The sequence below is a fragment of the Nocardiopsis metallicus genome (assembly GCF_014201115.1).
In the GTDB taxonomy this organism is placed as follows: domain Bacteria; phylum Actinomycetota; class Actinomycetes; order Streptosporangiales; family Streptosporangiaceae; genus Nocardiopsis; species Nocardiopsis metallicus.
Genome location: NZ_JACHDO010000001.1, coordinates 716,658 through 734,153, shown reverse-complemented (window position 1 = coordinate 734,153; position 17,496 = coordinate 716,658). Strand labels below are relative to the sequence as shown.

Here is a 17,496-nt window from a genome sequence, read left to right as displayed (position 1 = left end):
GTCATCACGCCTGTCCAGCCAAATGCACGGGGGACGACACCACATGAGCACCGACTTTCCCGAAGGTCCCGGCGGTCCGGGCGGGCCCGGCGGCCCGAGCGGCCACGGGGGCGAGCCCGGCTCCTTCGACGAGTTCCTGGCGCGGTTCCTCGGCGGGTCCCGCGGCCCCGTCCGCCGCGTCGACCTGTCCAAGCTGATGAGCCCCGAGGCCCGCCAGGTCGCCGACACCGCCGTCCGGCGCACCCTGGAGAGCGGCGGGGCCGACGTCGACTCCGTCCACCTGCTCTGGTCCCTGCTGCGCTATCCGCCCGTCCGCGATCTCCTGGCCCGCACCGACACCGACCTCGCGCCGCTGGAGGACGTGGTCGGCCAGGCCGTCGCCCAGGCCCCGCGATCGGTGCGCGGCGGCGCGGCCCGGCTCACTCCCGCCGCCAAGCGCACCTTCCTCGACGCCCTCCAGATCGCCCGCGCCACCGGCAGCTCCAGCATCACGCCCGAGCACCTGCTGTTCGCGCTGGCGGTCAACCCCGACGCCCCGGTCGGCCAGCTGCTGCGCGACTCCGGGCTCACCCCGCAGGCGCTCCAGAAGGCCGCCGGTCCGGCGCCCGCCGGGGAGCAGGCCGAGGCGGAGCCGTCCGACACCCCTCAGCTGGACGAGTTCGGCACCGACATGACCGCGCTCGCCCGGGAGGGGCGCCTGGACCCGGTGGTCGGCCGCGAGGAGGAGGTCGAGCAGTGCATCGAGGTGCTGGCCCGGCGGCGCAAGAACAACCCGGTGCTCATCGGTGACCCGGGGGTGGGAAAGACCGCGATCGTGGAGGGCATCGCCCAACGCATCTTCGACGACGACGTCCCCGAGACCCTGCGCGGGCGCCGCCTGGTCCAGCTGGACCTGTCCGGGATCGTGGCGGGCACCCGCTACCGGGGCGACTTCGAGGAAAGGCTGAACGCGATCGTGGACGAGATCCGCGCGCAGTCGGACCACCTGCTCATCTTCATCGACGAGATCCACACCCTGGTCGGGGCGGGCGCCGCCGAGGGGTCCACCAGCGCCGGGAACATGCTCAAGCCCGCGCTGGCCCGCGGTGAGCTGCACATCATCGGCGCGACCACCGTGGACGAGTACCGCAAGAACATCGAGAAGGACGCCGCCCTGGAACGCCGGTTCCAGCCGATCCAGGTACCCGAGCCCTCGGTGGCTGACACCGTCGACATCCTGCGCGGCCTGCGGGACCGCTACGAGGCCCACCACCAGGTGCGGTTCAGCGACGAGAGCCTGGTGGCGGCGGCCGAGCTGTCCGACCGCTACGTCACCGACCGCTTCCTGCCGGACAAGGCCATCGACCTCATCGACCAGGCCGGGGCGCGGGTGCGGCTGCGGCTGAAGACCTCCAGCTCGACCCTGCGCGAGCTGGAGAAGAAGTGCAGGGACCTGGAGGAGCGCAAGGAGAAGGCGGTCCAGGAGGAGGACTACGAGAAGGCCTCCGCGCTGCGCGACGAGATCAACGCGGCCAAGGGCAGCATGCACCAGGCGCGCGGCACCGGTTCGGCGGTGCCCGAGGTGGGTCCGGCCGACATCGCCGAGGTGGTCTCGCGCAGCACCGGCATCCCGGTGACCCAGCTGACCCAGGAGGAGCGGGAGCGGCTGGTCAACCTGGAGGAGGTCCTGCACGACCGGGTGATCGGCCAGGACGAGGCGGTCACCGCGGTCTCCGAGGCGATCCGCCGCAACCGCGCGGGGCTGGGCGATCCGGACCGGCCGGTGGGCAGCTTCCTGTTCCTGGGGCCGACCGGTGTGGGCAAGACGGAGCTGGCCCGGGCGCTGGCCGAGGCGCTGTTCGGTTCCGAGGACGCGATGGTCCGGATCGACATGAGCGAGTTCCAGGAACGGCACACCTCCAGCCGCCTGACCGGTGCGCCTCCCGGGTTCGTGGGGTACGAGGAGGCCGGTCAGCTCACCGAGGCCGTGCGGCGGCACCCGTACTCGGTGCTCCTGCTCGACGAGATCGAGAAGGCCCACCCGGACGTGTTCAACATGCTGCTGCAGCTGCTGGACGACGGTCGGCTGACCGACGGTCAGGGCCGGACCGTGGACTTCCGGAACACCGTGGTCATCATGACGAGCAATCTGGGTTCGGAGGCGATCACCGGCGGCGGCCCGATGGGGTTCAGCGCCGACGGGCAGATGGATCCGGACACCGAGCGCCGTGTGATGCGCCGGTTGAAGGAGGAGTTCCGCCCGGAGTTCGTCAACCGCATCGACGAGGTCATCGTCTTCACCCAGCTGGACGAGGCGGAGATCGGTCAGATCACCCGGTTGATGCTGGAGCGGACCGAGCAGCGCCTGCGCGCCCAGGACATCAAGGTGCGGTTCACCGACGAGGCGGTCCAGTGGCTGGCCCAGCACGGCTATCAGCCGGAGTTCGGTGCCCGCCCGCTGGCCCGGACCATCCAGCGCAACGTGGGCAACCGGCTGTCGCGGATGGTCCTGGACCGCCAGGTGGTCTCCGGCGACCACGTGGTGGTGGACGTCAACGGGGAGGACGAACTCACCATCGCCACGGTGCCCTCCTTCTAGGCGGGGATCGCTTCTGGGCAGACGCCGACCGGCCGGGGACCCTCGTTTCGTTCGGGGATCCCCGGCCCGCCGTGGTCAGTTCGCGATCACGGCGACGGGCCAGCGTGGCCGGGCGGCGGGGCGCTCTCTCCCGGCGGACCCGTCCTCGGCACGTGTGCGGTCATCCCGCGTCAGCAGGCGCTCCGCGGACCGGCTTCGGCGGTGACTCCGCCGAGGTCCTCGGTGATGGACAGCTCCCCCTCGGAGGAGGACGGGGAGCCGGTGCCGAAACCGTTCCAGTCGGCCCCGGCGACCAGTTCGAGGGTCTGCTCCAGGCCCTCGACCTCCTCGGTCACGGCGTTGCTCAGCTCACCGGCGAGCAGTTCGGCCGCGGCCTCCCCTCCCGGACCGTGGTAGACCGTGGTCGCCTCGGGAACCCGCAGTTCGGCGTTGCCCGTGCCGGTGACCGTGTAGCCCTCATCGACCAGAACCGCCTGGATCTCCAACGCGAGACCATCGATCCCGGTGTTGTTCAACACCTCGACCGAGACGTCGGCGGGGTCGACAGCCACATCCTCGGGCTCTTGGCCGGTAACGTCGTCCCCCTCTCCCCCCGTGAGGTCCACGCCGTTGTTGATCGCCCCGAACAGCTCCGAGGCCGCGGGTTCGCTCAGGATGATGCGGTTCTCGTTGTCCGGGTGGACGCCGTTGGGGACGGTGACGAACTGGACCCGGTCAAGGTCGACCTCGCGCATGGAGATCGCGATGTCGGCCATGGTGTCGACGGTGAGGTCGTCGTCGGTGGTGATGGAGTCGGTGACCGCGCCGAGGAAGTTGGTGATGGTGATGGGGCTGGTCATCACGTCGCTGCTGAGCACCTCGCGCAGCATCGCGCCCATGAACTCCTGCTGGCGGTCGATCCGGGACAGGTCGCTGCCGTCGCCCTGGGCGTAGCGCGAGCGCACGAACCCCAGCGAGTCCTCACCGTCCAGGGTCTGCAGCCCGGCGTCCAGCTTCAGGTGCGCCTTGACGTCGTCGATCGGCTCGGGGATGCACATCTCCACGCCGCCGATGGCGTCCACCATGTCCTTGAACCCGGCGAAGTCCATCACGACGAAGTGGTCCAGGTGCACCCCGGTGACCTGCTCGACGACCTTCCACTGGCAGCCCACCCCGCCGAAGTTCATCGCGGAGTTGATCATGCCGTGCTGAGCCGACATGCCCTCGTACCCCTCCACCGCCTCGCAGTCGGGCAGGTCGACCATCAGGTCGCGGGGCAGGTTCACCAGGGTGGCGGCGCCGTTGTCCACGTTGATGCTCGCGATGAGCATCGTGTCGGGCCGCTCACCCTCGGCGTCGCCGTAACCCTCGTTCTCCCCCGAGCGCACGTCCGAGCCGATGATCAGGAGGTTCATCACCCCCTCAACGCTCGTGGGCCGGTCCCACTCGTCGGTGTCCACCTGGGCGGTCGTGATGTTACCGATCAAGCCCTGGTACCAGCCGTAACCGCCCAGACTCGCGACGATGACCAGGGCGGTGGCCACACAGGCGGCCCGCTGCCCGATGGACAGCCGGGAGGACGGCCGAAGGGATGGCGAACGTGGCAACGTCGGACTCCGTACTTCTCGTTCCAAGCGGACCCGGTCAGCGTGCCAGGGCTTTCTGAGCCGTTCCTGAAACAAGCTGAAGGGGGCTTTCAGGTTCGGAAAGAGCGGTTCGCGGAGGGTGAGAGCGCACGGAACACAGGACAGCCGCGAAGCGAACCGGGACAGCGGAGCAACCCGGGACAGAGCTGTCCGGGAACGGAGCGGCGGATCCCGGCAAGGGGGCACCGTGTCCCGGGATACGCCGGGAACACCACCTCGTGCCCCCGGGGGCGGACCCCGTCAGTAGTTCGGGCGCACGTCCGCGACCGCGCCGGAGAGGTCGAGGATCACGTGGTACTCCTGCCCGTCCCCGCCGCGTACCCGGACCTCCCACCCCTGCCAGCCGTCCTCGTCGACACGATCGGCGCCGGTGGCCTCAGCCCCTTCACCGACCGCCTCCTCAGCGGCGGTGGCGGCCTCCTCCTGGTCGGCCTCGTACGAGGAACCGGTGCCCTCCCAGGGGGCGGGGCCCCCGTCGGTGTCCCGGAAGGCCAGTCCGTTGACGGTGAACACCCCGGCGGCGTCGCGTGCGGGATCCTCGTCGGGGTCGTGGCGCACGCCCAGCGTGACCTCGGTGCCCTCCAGAGCGCGCAGCTCCACCAAGAGCGCGGCCGCGGTGCCGTCACCGTCGAAGTCCTCCAGTACCGGATCGGTGAGCAGCCACGCCCGGGGGCCGAAGTCGACCCCCACTCCCCCGACGTACCAGTCCTCGGGCCCGTCACCGGAGCGCAGTTCACCGGTCAGCTGTTCGAGGCCGTCCACCGGCCGGGAGGTCCCGTCCCCGACCGGGGAACGGAGCGTGGGCGCGCTCGTGAAACCATCGAGGCGGATCGTGTCCACCGCCAGGTCCGGTTCCCTGAGGAAGAGGTACCCGCTCACGCCCAGAACCGTCAGGGCAGCCGCAACGCAGGTGACGAGGGGCGTCCTGCGGCGTCGCATCATCGGTTCCTTCGGCGGTGGATGGTCGGGCGGGCTTGACGGGCGGGCGGAGTGGGCGGGCGGATCTCATTGTCCATCAGCCTCATGATGGGAACCTGAATCCAACCTGAAGACCGCCTTCAGGTCGTCTTCATCACGGGCTCAGCATTCACCGGCATGCTGGAGCGGAGCAAGGAAACAGGAGGGCACGGCGCGGTGGCGATTCTGGTGGTGGAGGACGAGGAGGGCATCGTCTCCTTCGTCCGGCGTGGTCTGGAGAACGCCGGATACCGGGTAGTGGTCTCCGCGGACGGCGTCGACGGGCTGGTCATGGCCCTGTCCGACGACGTCGACCTGGTAGTCCTGGACCTGGGTCTGCCGGGCCTGTCGGGTGAGGAGGTCCTGCGGCGGCTCCGGCTGCGCCGCCCCTCCGTCCCGGTGATCGTACTCACCGCCAAGGACGCGGTCGACGACCGGATCGCCAACCTCGACGCCGGGGCCGACGACTACATGGTCAAACCGTTCAGTGTGCGCGAGCTCCTGGCCAGGATCAGGGCCCGGCTGCGGACCAGCGGGCATGAGCGCGGCGACACCCTGAGCGCCGGTGGCCTCACCCTGGACCTGAGCGGGCACACCGCTTTCGTGGACGGCGCCACCATCGCCCTGTCCGCGCGGGAGTTCGCCCTGCTGTCGGTCCTGCTGAACCACCCCGGCCAGGTGTTCTCCCAGGCCCAACTGCTCGACCTGGTGTGGGGTTACGACTTCGACGGCGCCTCCAACGTCGTCGAGGTCTACGTCAGCCAGCTGCGCCGCAAACTCGGCGCGGAGCGCATCCAGACCGTGCGCGGGGTCGGCTACCGGCTGAGCGGCAGTGACCAGTGAGGGCCAGGTGAGCGGCAGATGAGTCTCTCCCGGCGTCTGGTCCTGCGGGCACTGGTGGTGATGGTGCTGGTGGTCGGCGGCATCATCGCCCTGACCCACGCGCTGGTCCTGGTTTCCGGACGCAACGACGTCGACAACCTGCTGCGCCAGGAGTCCGCGCTGTTGAGTGAGGCGCTGGGCGACCAGATGCCCGTCGTCGCGGGGCTGGACGGCATGGTCTCGGGTCCCGAGGCCGAGCGCGCCGCACGCCAGGTGCTGGCGATCCGCCCCAGCGGGGCCAGGCACGTGTCGTTGGTGCACGTCAACGGGGTCCGGCTGCAGAGCACCGGCGGTCCCGCCAAGGTCGCGGCGCTGATGCGCGGTGACGACGCGCCCGAGGCGGCCCCCGGGGTCGCGCGCACCGTGGACACCGGTATCGGCAGGGTCCGGGTGCTGGACACCCCCGTCACCGACGCGACCGACGCGAAGATCGCCGTCATCACCGTGGCCGCGCCGTTGGACGCGGTACATGAGACGGCCGCCACGGTCCTGCTGGTCACCGCCCTGGCCGGAGGGCTCGGCGTCGGGGTCGGCGGCGGCGCACTGTGGCTGGTGGTGCGGCGCACCCTGGCACCGGTGCGGGAGGTGTCGGCGGCGGCCAAGGAGATCTCCCCGGCCGACCTGACCACGCGGGTGCCCGTCCCCGGCACCCGCGACGAGATCGCGGAGCTGTCCACCGAGATCAACCGGATGCTCACCCGGATCGAGGCGGCGGACACCGAACGGCGCCGTTATCTGGCGGCGATCTCCCACGAGGTACGCACCCCGCTCGCGGTGGCCGAGGGGCACCTGGAGCTGTTGGGCGGGCCGGAGGCGGAGATCGTACACGCCGAGCTCGAACGGTTGCGGCGGGTTCTGGAGGACCTCATGGCGGTGGCGCGCGGGGGTGACGGGGTCGACGCCGACCGCGGTCCGGTGTTCCTGCCGGACCTGTTCGACGCCGTCCGGGACCGGGTCCGACCGCTGGCCTTCGCCCCGGCCGTGGTTTTTCACGAGGCTTCTCCGCAGGTCGTGCTCGGGGACCAGGCCAGGTTGGAGCAGTGCCTGATGAACCTGATCTCCAACGCGATCGACCACAACCCGCCGCGGGTCCGCGTCGAGGTGCGCGTCGAGGTCCGCAGGGACACGGTGGCCCTGGTCGTCGCGGACGACGGCACCGGGATCGACCCCGAGCTGCTGCCCCGCGTGTTCGAGCCGTTCGTGACCACGCGCTCCGACCAGGCGGGCGGATTGGTCGGACTGGGGCTGTCGATCGTGCGGTCCCTGGTGAGGGCGCAGGGCGGCAGTGTGGACGTCGAGAGCGGGGCCGGGGGGACGGTGGTCCGTGTGGTGCTGCCCGTCGCCAAGGCCTGAGGGGGCGTGCGGCGGGGCCTGGGGATCGGCGGGGCCGGTGAACCGGGGCAGGTGAACACTGCGCGGCCCCGCCGACCGGGATCAGGAGTCGGCGCGGTTGACGCCGCTGGTGCGGATCTGGTCGCGGATCCACTCCCCGGCGGGCTTGAGCGCGTCGGTGCCCGCGAAGGGGCCGCCCGCGGCGCAGGTTCCGGGCTCGAAGACCGCGCCGGAGCGGTGGTCGTCCGAGTAGTTCCAGTTCACCCAGCTGATCTGCTCCTGGGCCATGAAGTCGAGGTAGGCCTGGGCGGAGGCGAAGTCGTTCTCGCCGTCGCCGGTGTGCTCCTGGGTACCGAACTCGGTCACGAACAGGGGCAGTTCCCGGGCGGCCTGCCGGAAGACGTCGAAGTGGGGCCCGTCGTGCGAGGCCGCGTAGAAGTGGTAGACGTACATGATGTTGTCCGCGTCGACCGGGTCGGCGACGATCTCGGAGTGGTCCGAGCCCTCGGACACGCCCAGCGAGGACCAGGCGCGGGTGCCGACCAGCACGACCGCTTCGGGGTCCTGCTCGCGGATCACCGGGATGACCTGCTCGGAGTAGCTCTTGACCGCGTTCCAGGAGACCCCGTTGGGTTCGTTGGCGATCTCGTAGAGGAGGTTGTCCTTGCCTGAGTGCACCTCGGCGATCTCGGCGAAGAAGTCCAGCGCGAGGTCGGTGTTGTGGTTCGGGTCGCCGGGCGTGAGCATGTGCCAGTCCACGATCACGTAGAGGCCGCGCCGGGTGGCCTCCTCGATGAGTTCGTGCACCCGGTCGGTGAAGCCGCGCGGGTCGGTCTCGTAGCCGCCCTCCTGGATGTACAGGGACACCCGGAGGACGTCGGCGTTCCAGTCGTCGGCGAGGGCGTCGAGCGAGGCGTCGGTGAGGCAGTGGTCGAACCACTGGAGTCCGTGCGAGCTCATTCCGGTGAGCTGGACCGGCTGGCCGTTCTCGTCGCAGAGTTTGAGGCCGCACACCTGGAGCTGGCCGTGCGCGTCCACGGCGCTCGGGGCGGCCTCGCCGGAGACGGGGTCGGCCTGGGCGGTCGGGGTCCGCTCGGCCGGGTCCCCGGTGAGCAGTGCGGCCCCGAGTAGGAGCGCTCCCATGCCCGCGAGGCCGAGGGTGCGAAAGGGTCTTCTCCGGGTGGGGCCGTTGGTGGGCGGTGCTTCGGGGGTGGTGCGGTGACGCGCCAAGGAGAACCTCCAGCGGGGTGCGGACCGGGCTGCGCGCGGGGGTTCGCGCGCTCCGGATCCGGAAGGAGTGTTTCCTGACCGAAGCTAGATTCCGGTTGCCCAGACGTCAAGGAGGGTAACCGAAAGTGATCACACTGGCCCGCGTCGCCTCCTGCCGCCCCGTGGGGCACACCAGTATCCGGCGTGCCCCACGAATGGCCGCCTCGGACACTGCTCAGGGCGTGCTGAGCCAGGCGGGCTCGGGCGCGCCCAGGCGGGTTCAGGCGGGCTCGGGCTGGGGTTCGGGCCCCGGCGGTTCCGGGAGCGGTTCGGGAACCGGCTCCGGTACCGGGTCCGGGCTCGGCTCCGGCGGCACCGGTTCGGGCGGCATCGGCGCGGGCGGGAACGGGTCCGGCGGCATGGGATCGGGTTGACGCAGGGTCCGGTCCGGGTTGAGTGCGCTCATGCGGGCTTCCTCCTCTCGGTGCGGTGTTCCTCGGTTATCCCCTGTGGAGACCGGGTGTTCCCGGTCGATCCAAGCTCTGTGTCGGTTCCGGGTCCCCGCCAGTGCCGCACGGCTGGTCGCCGCACCGCTCTTGGGTCCGGGTCACTTCTCCTCGGTTCCCTGTCCCTGTTCGTCCTGCGGCTTGGAATGCTGGTTCATTCGCTTGCCCGCTCGCTCGTTGAGGACGGAGACGGCGTCCACCAGACGGCCCAACCTGCTTTGGCCCGCCTCCGCGCCCAGGCGTTCCTCCACCCGGGCCGGGGCGTCGGGCAGCAACCAGCCGACCAGCCGCATCGCCTCCTGAGTGAGCCCGGGCGCGATCCCCCGGGCGACCAGACCGGCCCGGGCCGCCGGTGTGATCACGAGGAAGCTCTTTCGCCCGGCCGTGGCGTGCACGATGTGGCGGGCGGCGCGTTCGGCGCTCACGCTCAGCAGGGGGAGCCCGGCGAGCAGCGCGAACCACGCGTACTCGCGTTCGGGGTCGCCGCTGAAGGCCACTCCGCGGTGCGAGCCGGTGCGCATCAGCCCGGGCACGACGGTGGTGACGCGCACCCCGGTGCCCGCGGTCTCGGCGGCCATGCCCTCGGAGAGCGCCGCCCAGGCGTGCTTGGCGGTGGAGTAGGGCAGCAGGTGCGGCACCGAGAGGTAGGCGCCGATCGAGGTGATGTTGACGATGACGCCCCGGGTGTCCCGCAACCGGTCCACGGCGGCTCGGGAGAGGTGGAACGGGCCCCAGAACATGATGTCCATGGCCTGCCGGAAGTGGTCGTCGGTGTGGGCCTCCTGCGGACCGACCCGCATGATCCCGGCGGAGTTGACCACCACGTCGAGCCGGCCGAAGTGCTTCTCCGCCTCGTCGAGCAGGGACTCGATCTGTCCGGGGTCGGTGACGTCGCAGACCACCCCGTGGGCGTCCACGCCCCGACCGGTGAGTTCGGCGACCGCCCGGTCCAGGCCCTCCTGCCCGCGAGCGCAGACCACCACGGAGGCCCCGGAGGCGCCGAACTCCCGGGCCAGCTGCAGGCCCAGCCCGCGGGAGCTGCCGGTGATCAGCACGACCTTTCCGGCCATGAGCCCGGAGCGGCGGCGTTCGGACAGCGCGGAGGCACCGACCCCGAGGGCGGCTCCGGCCGCGCCCCAGGCGAGGAGTTCGAGGTTGCGCTTGTACGCGGGGACCGGTTCGGGTGCGGGCGCGTACCTGCGGCGGAGCCGGGACCACGCCCAGCGGGCCCCGACCATCGCGAGGGGCGCCTTCCAGCCGGTCACCGAGGACCCCCCGCGCTTTCGCGGACGGCGGGTGTGTGCTGGGTCTGTGGCATGTGTGCCCCTGTTCGTCGAATACTTGTGCCTGCGGGGGGGATGTGGGTGCTCCGGTACCCGGCACACCGGAGCCGAAAACGACAGCTGGGAAGTCATGGCGAAACCCGGGCGTCCGCGTTGGGGTGCGGGTCGCGGTACGGCAAGTGACACGAACGCCCGAGCTGGGATTCGGTGGAGTCCTGAGGGCTCCGGGGCAAGGCCGGGTCGGGGCACCAGCCTATGGGGGTCGGTATGGAGTTCGGTGACGCCGCCCGCGAGCCTTGGGGTCAGGGCACCAGAGCGAAGGGTTCCGTGGCCTGACCCGGCGTGCTTCCCACGCTCAGTGCTAGCACCAGTGCGCCGGGGACGGGGATCAGAGGGCTACTCACCTCCAGGGAGGGTCTGCTGCCCCGCCCTTCCTCGGGTGGGACCAGCAGATCGGAGCCGAAGTCGATCCGGCGCAGGTCCTCCTCGGTGACGGTCGCCTCCCGCAGGGGAGTGACCACCACGCTGGAGGTGCCTCGCTCCCCCGCTTCAAGACTGCCGGGGCGGGTGATGTCGGTGTGCGTGAGCGCATCGTTCAGTACCGCACCCCGGATCCTGTCCGCGGGAAGCCACGAGTCCGGCAGGACCGTGCTCTCGAGAACGTTCCCCTCCGCGTCAGTACGGTGCACCCGAAGCGGGTCCCCGGATTCGGAATCGGAGTGTTCGGCGATGAGGGCGCCCTCGCTGTCAGCGTGCAGGTAGACACCCTTCCCCGCATGCCCGAACGGATGCAGTCCGACCAGGTCCGCGGGGACCACGTCCAGGTCCTGCCCGGTGCGCACGTCAAAGGCGCGATCAGCTACCAGGAACACGGGGGCGGCACCTGGGCGGGGGGCACCACCGGGCCACAGGACCGGCGGGGTCTCCTCCTCGTGGGTATCCCATTCGCGGCGCCAGTTCTCCTCCCCTGTCGCCGCGTCCAACGCCACCAGGGACACCGTTCCGGATTCCTGGGCGGCATCGACCCGATCCCCCCAGCTCCTGGAGTCCTCGTCTGTGAGGTCCTCGGCGGCGGGCTGATCGGCGCACATCTCACCAAGGATGATCTGATCTTCGTACGGGAGGACAGCGGTATCCCCGCTTACGCAAAGCCGTTCCCGGTTCGCCGCTCCGAACGGGCGCTCCCAACGCTGCTCGTAGTCGGTTCCCACCACGTAGAGCGTTCTCTTGTGTCCGTACACGTAGTTTCCGGCGTCGGTGTGCAGCAGGCGGGCGTCCGACCAGGTGCCGGCGTTCCATGGAACTTCCTCGGGGAAGGGGACGTCCTCAACGATCTGCCCCGTCGCGGTGTCCAGCGTCAGGTGGCTCCACTCCACGTCGTCTCCCCTTCGGAACGTGACCGACGCCAGGCCGCCCTGACCGCTGAGAACACCCCTCGTCCAGTCGAGAGGACTGTACGAGTACCGGGCCCGGTGGGTCCACAACTCATCGCCGGTCCGCCCGTCCAGGGCGATCAGTCCGTCCCTCAACACCACCACGGGGCCATGGCTGCCCGCGTCCACCCGAACGACCTCGGTGTTCTCCGGTGCCGTCCAGGTCCAGCCGACCTCACTGACATCGGTCGGAACCGGTGCGGGCTCGCCAGGTGCCTCGGACAGGAAGGTGTGGGTGACCGGCCGGTACTCGGAGAGGGGCGTAACCAGCCCGGCGACCAGAACCACGACCAGCGCCCCAGCGGGAGCCCCCACCCACCAAAGGCCGCGCGGCTTCCCCCTCGGCCCGAGCAACACGCCCAAGGAGAGGACCGTGCCGAGTGCGACCAGGACCGCGACACCCCACAGGGCGATCGCCTGCTCGGAGGCGGTGAAGTCGCGCGGGGAGGCGAGTGGAGGAAGGGAATCCGTCGGCAGGGCCACGAAGACGAACACCACCGCGGTGACCACCAGGAACACCGGGAACAGAAGGTGCTTCCGCGACCGTGAGCGTGGCTGTGCCGGGTCGGGGTCGGTGCCCTGTCCCCGCAGATGGCGCACCAGCACGATCCCGAAGACGCCCAGGACCATGACCGAAGCACCCCACCTCGGGTTGACCGCGCTGTCGGTCCCCGGCCCCTCACCGCCCAGGCCCCACCACGCCCAGCCGACGAAGACCACCGTGGCGGCCAGTACGCCGCCCCCTGCCCAGCCGAGGGTCCCGGTCAGCCACCGGACGGCCCTCGCGCGATCGGGCTTGGCTTTCGACATCAGGGGGTACCGCTTTCAGCTTCGATCGAGTGCTGGCGCGAGGTCGGGGCAGCCGACGAAACCGGGTCAGGGCACCAGGCCGTGGACGGGAGCGGGGACCTCGGATTCTTCGGGGCCCTCGATGTAGGAGACAACCGCACCCGGGACCGCGAGGAGTCGATGCACTGCCGTTCCGGACAGTTGCCCCGCCTCAGCCGAAAGCCGCTCACCGTCAAAACCGATCCATTCGAGGTCGCCCTCGGTGACCGGTTCCCCAGCGCCGAGCGGAGCAGCCATCAGCGCCCGCATACCCTCGCTGTTCTCCTCTCCGTCAGCATCCAACCGCCAGGTCTGGGTGGAGAGCAGGGCATCAGCCAACGCATGCGCATGGTCTCGCTCCCAGACTTCCGAGATGTCGGATGTCCAGAATGCGCGCTGCACCTGATTGCTGATCTCGACGGTTCGGACGATACTGCCACCAGAGTCCGTGCTCAGCAGCAAGTGGGTCTCCGAGCTTCGGTACCGTCTGAGCACCACGGCCCCTTCGCTGTCTGCGGCGATCAGGTCGTCCGCGCCCCATCCCGGATCGTCCGGCTCTCCCGGAAGGGCGTCCACCGGGTCCCCGGTCTCCAGATCGAACAGGCCGCCCTCAATCGCGGCCACAGGGCGCGCGCCTTCGGTTCGGGCGGGGTGAACCTCGGCGCCGTCAAACCCGTAGACCCTCTCGGGTACATCTTCGTGACGCCACAGTTCCTCACCCGTGGTGGTGTCCAGAACGGTCAGGGTCCGCACCGCGTCATCGGGTACCTCCAGGCCGGAAAGGACATGATGCCTCTCGTCCGCGTCCCCCTCGGGGAGGTGGTCCTCGTCCAGGCACACGTGGGTCAGCAGTAGGCGGTCTCCATGGCCTTGAAGTTCCCTGTCCCGTGGCCCCAGGCACCAACGCCCCGGGCCGTCATCCGCGAACGGGACCTCCCAGAGGGGTTCGTCGGAGTCGATCGTCCGGGCGACCACGAATGGCTGCCCGTCCTTGGAGTCGCGAGCCACCCGTGCCCCCGGGGTCAGGTGACCTTTTCCCCCGAGCCCGTCCTCGCCGGGTTCGGGCATGGACGTTTCCCGCACCACCTCTCCGGTGGCGGTGTTCAGGATCAGCAGTGTCCCAGTCTCGGTTTCGACGCTCTCCTGGTGGTGGAAGTAGGCACGGTCCTCATGCCCGGCGAAGAAACCGGTCTCCACTCGGCGGGCGTAAGGACGGCGGTAGGACCACAGTTCCTCACCGGTGGCCCCGTCCAGAGCCACGAAGCCGTCCCGGTACTGGATGACGGGGCCCAGGGCACCGCGTCCGACCCCGATGACGGTGTGCTCGGGCTGCCAGCTCCATCCCACCTGGCTGACCTCAGCAGGCACAGGCGGGGGCTCACTGCCAGCCGCGGCGGTGGAGTGCTCCACCGTCAACGCGGTGTTGAGAACGGGGGTCAGGACCGCGATCAGCGCAACGACCAGCACACCCGAGCCCAGCCCAGCCAGCGCGCGCTTCCACTGGCGGACCGGCAGGCCCTCGGAGGCTCCGACCAGCAGGGCCAGGCCCAAAGCGATCGAACAGACCCCGACCCACAATTCGACGAACGTGTCCGGGTACAGCGGCACGCGCTCGTTGTCGACAGCGGGAACCAGATGCTGCTCTGGGAAAGCCCAAACCACCAGCGCCACTCCGGCCAGGGCACCCGCGATCCGGGCCAGGGTCTGACCACGAGAGGGCAGTCTCCCGGGATCATGAACAGGGTTCACGGTCGACCGCAAGAGCACGTAGCCACCCGCGACCAGAGCGAGTATCAGGACGAGGAGCAGCGCCCCGCCAAGCTCTTCGGGCATCCGATTGCTCGGCACGTCCCGGAACCCGGCACCAATCAGGTATACGCCCCAGGCCATGACGAAGATCCCGGCCCAGCCGAACACCCCTCCGGGCCGCCCGCCCACACCCGCACCCCTTGTCCTGTTGTGTCGCTGTTGTCACCGTGTGCGAGACGCATCCTAGGACTGCGGTGCGGTGGAGGTGACGGCGGGTGCGGACCCGCGCCGACTCTTCCCGGTACGGCCTGTTGACCTCAACCACGCTCGAGGTCCTACGCTGGCGCCTCCGCAACCCCACCAGGAGGACGACGTGAGCGCGAGTTGGGCCTATTTGTACCTGCACCCCGAGACCGACCCCGACACCGACCGGACCGTCCTCGACCGAGGCAGCATCCGTACCACGCTGGTCGCCGTTCCGAGCGCTGACCGGGCACCCGAGGTGGCCGCCGCGCTCGCCTCGGAGGGGGCCACGCTCATCGAACTGTGCGGCGGCTTCTCCTTGGAGGCCGCAGCCGCGGTCCGGGCGGCCCTGCCCTCGAAGGTGGCGGTCGGCCACGTCACCGTGTCCGTGGATTCGGTACACGCCGCCGCGGCCTTCGGTGACTCGGTCGGCTAGACCCTGTCAGCGGGGAAACCACCCGTAGCCACAGGTCCCCACTTCCGCGGAGTCACCCGGACAAGCGCCTTGCCCTGTCGCCGCATCGCCTCGCGGTACTCGTCCCAGTCCGGGTGTTCTCCCGCGATCACCCGAAAGTACTCCACCAACGGTTCCACGGCGGCCTCTCCGTCCAGGACCTCGGCGGAACCGTCGACCTGCACCCAGGGCCCCTCGAAGTCGTCGGAGAGGACGACCACACTGACCCGCGCGTCCCTACGGGCGTTGCGCGCCTTCGCCCGCTCCGGATAGGTCGAAACCACGATCCGCCCCTGCCCGTCGACCCCACAGGTCACCGGAGAGGCCTGCGGACTCCCGTCAGCGCGCCGGGTCAGGAGCAGGGCCTTGTGCCGGGGCCGCACGAACTCCAGCAACCCGTCAAGGTCGACCTCGGTGTTGGTGGCGATGTTCGGTGCCATGTGCCCGCTTCCCAGGAGACGTTTCGCTGCGGCGACAGGTTATCCGGCCCCGGTCCTCCAGGAAACCCTGTTCACCCGCTGGACGGGCAAGCGGCGTCAGCAGGTGTCGTGGAGGTATCCGGGCTCGTCGGAGGCCACCAGTCCGGGGTCCCGCAAGACCGTTCTGCTCGGCGTGGAGACGTGGGCGCACACCGCGCCGAGGGCGAGACCGGCCTCCTCCAGTTCCGCCGGATACTCCACGGCGAGTACGTTGTCCGGCCCGTAGACGTCGGTGTAGAGCGCACACTCCGCCCACGCCGCGCAGGACTCGGTGACGGCGAAGTCGAATCCGGCCTCCCGCCTGCCGCGTTCGGCCTCCTCCGCCGTGTTCTTCTGGGCGGCGGCGAGCCCGTGCCGGTGGGCGAGGGCGACCAGCCGGGCGGCCAGCGCCAGGTTGTCATCGGCGGTCAGACGCCCGCCGGAGCGCAGGTAGGAGTCGAGGTTGTCGAACTCCACCGCGTCGAAGCCCGCGTCGGCGCAGCGGTCGACGGTGGCGGCGAGGACCTGCGAGATCCTCTCCCGGCCCTCAGCGGTGGAGGTGTCCAGCAGCACCTCGTCCGGCCAGCCGGGGTCCGTGATCGGTTCGCCGTCCTCGTCGCGCAGCAACAGTTCGGGGGTCTCCTCCGACCAGCGGCCGAGGTCCCCGGGCTGGGTCTGGAAGCCGTTGACGTAACACACCGAGTAAAGTCCCGGGGCGGGCTCGGCCGCGGAGTCGCGCACCACGGTCGTGACGCCTGCGGGCGGCGGGTAGGCCCCGCCCAGCTGGTAGTCGAATCCGCCCTCGGGGAGAAGCCCCTCCGGGGTGTCGGTACCGACCGCGCAGCCCGAGAGGAGCGCCGTCAGCAGCGCGCCTGCGGCGGCAATCCCGACCCGAAAACCCACGACGGCCTCCCGTTGCTCAGCGGCAGGGCAGGCCACGCCTGCCCGGAACCCCGTACCCAAGGGAACCAGAGGTTCGGCGCGGACCCTGCGCGGGTGCTCTGTCTCGCGGGCTCCACCAGGCCCCGGGCGACTCGACGCGGTCACCGCCTCCCCTCTGGGCCAGGGCCGCCGCCGGATAAGCTCACAGCGTTCCGTAGAGTGCCTGCGACCTGCAAAGACCTCCAGTAGCGATTCCTCCCCCAGGCCATGCGGCCGCGCCGAGGATGGGAGCTCCCCTCATGACCACCACTGAAGAATCCGAGCACGGCGAGCGCGTCACCCGATGGGAGCGGCGCCTCGAGGTCCCGATGCTGCTCCTCGCGAGCGCGTTCCTGGTCGCCTATGCCTGGCCGGTGATCGAATCGGACCTGGGGCAGACCTGGGAAGCCCGTCTGCAGATCCTGTCCTGGTCCGTGTGGGCCGTGTTCGCGTTCGACTTCCTGGTGCGGCTCTGGTTGGCGGAGAACCGCCTCCTCTACGCGGCACGGCGATGGTACGACGTGGTACTGGTGCTCCTCCCCATGTTCCGCACGCTCCGGCTGCTGCGCCTGCTCGCCCTCATCCGCATGCTGAACCGGTCGATGGCCGGTGCGCTGGCCGGGCGGATCTCCGCGTACGTCGCGGTGACCGCGGCCCTGACGGTGTTCGTGGGAGCCATCACCGTGCTCGACGCCGAACAGCAGGCTCCCGGAGCCAACATCACCGAGTTCGGGGACGCTCTGTGGTGGGCCATGGCGACCGTGACGACCGTGGGTTACGGCGACTACTACCCGGTCACCGGCGAGGTACCCGGTCACCGGCGAGGGCCGACTGGTCGCGGTGGGACTGATGGTCATCGGCATCGCCCTGGTCGGCGTGGTCACCGCGGCGGTGGCGTCCTGGTTCGTCCGAAGCGCTCAGGAGAGCTCAGAAACCGCGAGGAAGGCCGCGAAGTCCGAGGACACGGCGGAGCCGGCCCCAGGTTCCGATGACGGGGGCGCCGGGAGCGGGGAGCTTCAGCGGCCCTGAGGCACCCGG

Annotated in this window: 14 protein-coding genes; 5 read left to right on the top strand and 9 right to left on the bottom strand. The window is 70.3% G+C overall.

Annotated elements, in window-relative coordinates:
- Positions 1 to 43 precede the first annotated feature (43 nt).
- The gene (locus tag HNR07_RS03155; RefSeq protein ID WP_246420045.1) at positions 44 to 2,578 is read left to right on the top strand and encodes an ATP-dependent Clp protease ATP-binding subunit; all 2,535 of its coding nucleotides are present in this window, start codon (positions 44 to 46) and stop codon (positions 2,576 to 2,578) included.
- Between the two features lie 170 nt (positions 2,579 to 2,748).
- Here HNR07_RS03155 and HNR07_RS03150 read toward each other — a convergent pair whose 3' ends face one another.
- Both HNR07_RS03150 and HNR07_RS03145 read right to left on the bottom strand, forming a co-directional pair.
- A complete protein-coding gene (locus tag HNR07_RS03150) occupies positions 2,749 to 4,164 on the bottom strand; it encodes an LCP family protein (RefSeq protein ID WP_184361698.1) in 1,416 nt (471 codons plus the stop codon).
- 279 nt (positions 4,165 to 4,443) lie between these two features.
- Positions 4,444 to 5,145 carry a hypothetical protein gene (locus HNR07_RS03145; protein WP_184361695.1) on the bottom strand — a complete coding sequence of 234 codons (702 nt, stop codon included), beginning with the start codon at positions 5,143 to 5,145 and terminating at the stop codon, positions 4,444 to 4,446.
- 192 nt (positions 5,146 to 5,337) lie between these two features.
- On the opposite strand from HNR07_RS03145, the gene HNR07_RS03140 reads away from it, so the two are divergent.
- Both HNR07_RS03140 and HNR07_RS03135 read left to right on the top strand, forming a co-directional pair.
- Entirely contained in the window at positions 5,338 to 6,003 is a 666-nt protein-coding gene (locus tag HNR07_RS03140) for a response regulator transcription factor (protein ID WP_184371362.1), read from the top strand.
- Between the two features lie 18 nt (positions 6,004 to 6,021).
- Positions 6,022 to 7,395, top strand: coding sequence for a sensor histidine kinase (locus HNR07_RS03135; protein ID WP_184361693.1), 1,374 nt, complete (start codon positions 6,022 to 6,024; stop codon positions 7,393 to 7,395).
- Positions 7,396 to 7,476: 81 nt separating this feature from the next.
- Here the strand turns inward: HNR07_RS03135 and HNR07_RS03130 are convergent, their stop codons facing one another.
- The 5 genes from HNR07_RS03130 to HNR07_RS03110 form a co-directional block, all read right to left on the bottom strand.
- Positions 7,477 to 8,604: a glycoside hydrolase family 5 protein gene (locus HNR07_RS03130; RefSeq protein ID WP_184361690.1), complete on the bottom strand. Its 1,128-nt coding sequence runs from the start codon at positions 8,602 to 8,604 to the stop codon at positions 7,477 to 7,479.
- Positions 8,605 to 8,863: 259 nt separating this feature from the next.
- Entirely contained in the window at positions 8,864 to 9,049 is a 186-nt protein-coding gene (locus HNR07_RS03125; protein ID WP_184361687.1) for a hypothetical protein, read from the bottom strand.
- Positions 9,050 to 9,190: 141 nt separating this feature from the next.
- Positions 9,191 to 10,354, bottom strand: a complete 1,164-nt coding sequence (locus HNR07_RS03120; RefSeq protein WP_184361684.1) for an SDR family NAD(P)-dependent oxidoreductase — start codon at positions 10,352 to 10,354, stop codon at positions 9,191 to 9,193.
- 320 nt (positions 10,355 to 10,674) lie between these two features.
- Positions 10,675 to 12,615 (bottom strand): hypothetical protein, encoded by a 1,941-nt coding sequence (locus HNR07_RS03115; protein WP_184361682.1) that lies wholly within the window; start codon positions 12,613 to 12,615, stop codon positions 10,675 to 10,677.
- A 66-nt stretch (positions 12,616 to 12,681) separates the two neighbouring features.
- A complete protein-coding gene (locus HNR07_RS03110) occupies positions 12,682 to 14,571 on the bottom strand; it encodes a hypothetical protein (RefSeq protein WP_184361679.1) in 1,890 nt (629 codons plus the stop codon).
- Between the two features lie 184 nt (positions 14,572 to 14,755).
- Between HNR07_RS03110 and HNR07_RS03105 the strand changes: the two genes are divergently transcribed.
- Entirely contained in the window at positions 14,756 to 15,061 is a 306-nt protein-coding gene (locus HNR07_RS03105; RefSeq protein ID WP_184361676.1) for a DUF6506 family protein, read from the top strand.
- Here the strand turns inward: HNR07_RS03105 and HNR07_RS03100 are convergent.
- Positions 15,058 to 15,519 (bottom strand): PPOX class F420-dependent oxidoreductase, encoded by a 462-nt coding sequence (locus HNR07_RS03100; RefSeq protein WP_184361673.1) that lies wholly within the window; start codon positions 15,517 to 15,519, stop codon positions 15,058 to 15,060. The two genes, HNR07_RS03105 and HNR07_RS03100, sit on opposite strands and share 4 nt — an antisense overlap.
- 96 nt (positions 15,520 to 15,615) lie before the next feature.
- A complete protein-coding gene (locus HNR07_RS03095; RefSeq protein ID WP_376769899.1) occupies positions 15,616 to 16,440 on the bottom strand; it encodes an endo alpha-1,4 polygalactosaminidase in 825 nt (274 codons plus the stop codon).
- A 278-nt stretch (positions 16,441 to 16,718) separates the two neighbouring features.
- Here HNR07_RS03095 and HNR07_RS35410 point away from each other — a divergent pair, with 278 nt between their 5' ends.
- Positions 16,719 to 17,450 (top strand): potassium channel family protein, encoded by a 732-nt coding sequence (locus HNR07_RS35410; protein WP_281386357.1) that lies wholly within the window; start codon positions 16,719 to 16,721, stop codon positions 17,448 to 17,450.
- Positions 17,451 to 17,496: the final 46 nt, after the last annotated feature.

Coding starts and splice junctions, on each gene's coding strand:
- HNR07_RS03155 (WP_246420045.1), top strand. CDS start 44: ATGAGCACCGACTTTCCCGAAGGTCCCGGCGGTCCGGGCGGGCCCGGC.
- HNR07_RS03145 (WP_184361695.1), bottom strand. CDS start 5,145: ATGATGCGACGCCGCAGGACGCCCCTCGTCACCTGCGTTGCGGCTGCC.
- HNR07_RS03115 (WP_184361682.1), bottom strand. CDS start 12,615: ATGTCGAAAGCCAAGCCCGATCGCGCGAGGGCCGTCCGGTGGCTGACC.
- HNR07_RS03100 (WP_184361673.1), bottom strand. CDS start 15,519: ATGGCACCGAACATCGCCACCAACACCGAGGTCGACCTTGACGGGTTG.
- HNR07_RS35410 (WP_281386357.1), top strand. CDS start 16,719: ATGACCACCACTGAAGAATCCGAGCACGGCGAGCGCGTCACCCGATGG.
- HNR07_RS03125 (WP_184361687.1), bottom strand. CDS start 9,049: ATGAGCGCACTCAACCCGGACCGGACCCTGCGTCAACCCGATCCCATG.
- HNR07_RS03135 (WP_184361693.1), top strand. CDS start 6,022: ATGAGTCTCTCCCGGCGTCTGGTCCTGCGGGCACTGGTGGTGATGGTG.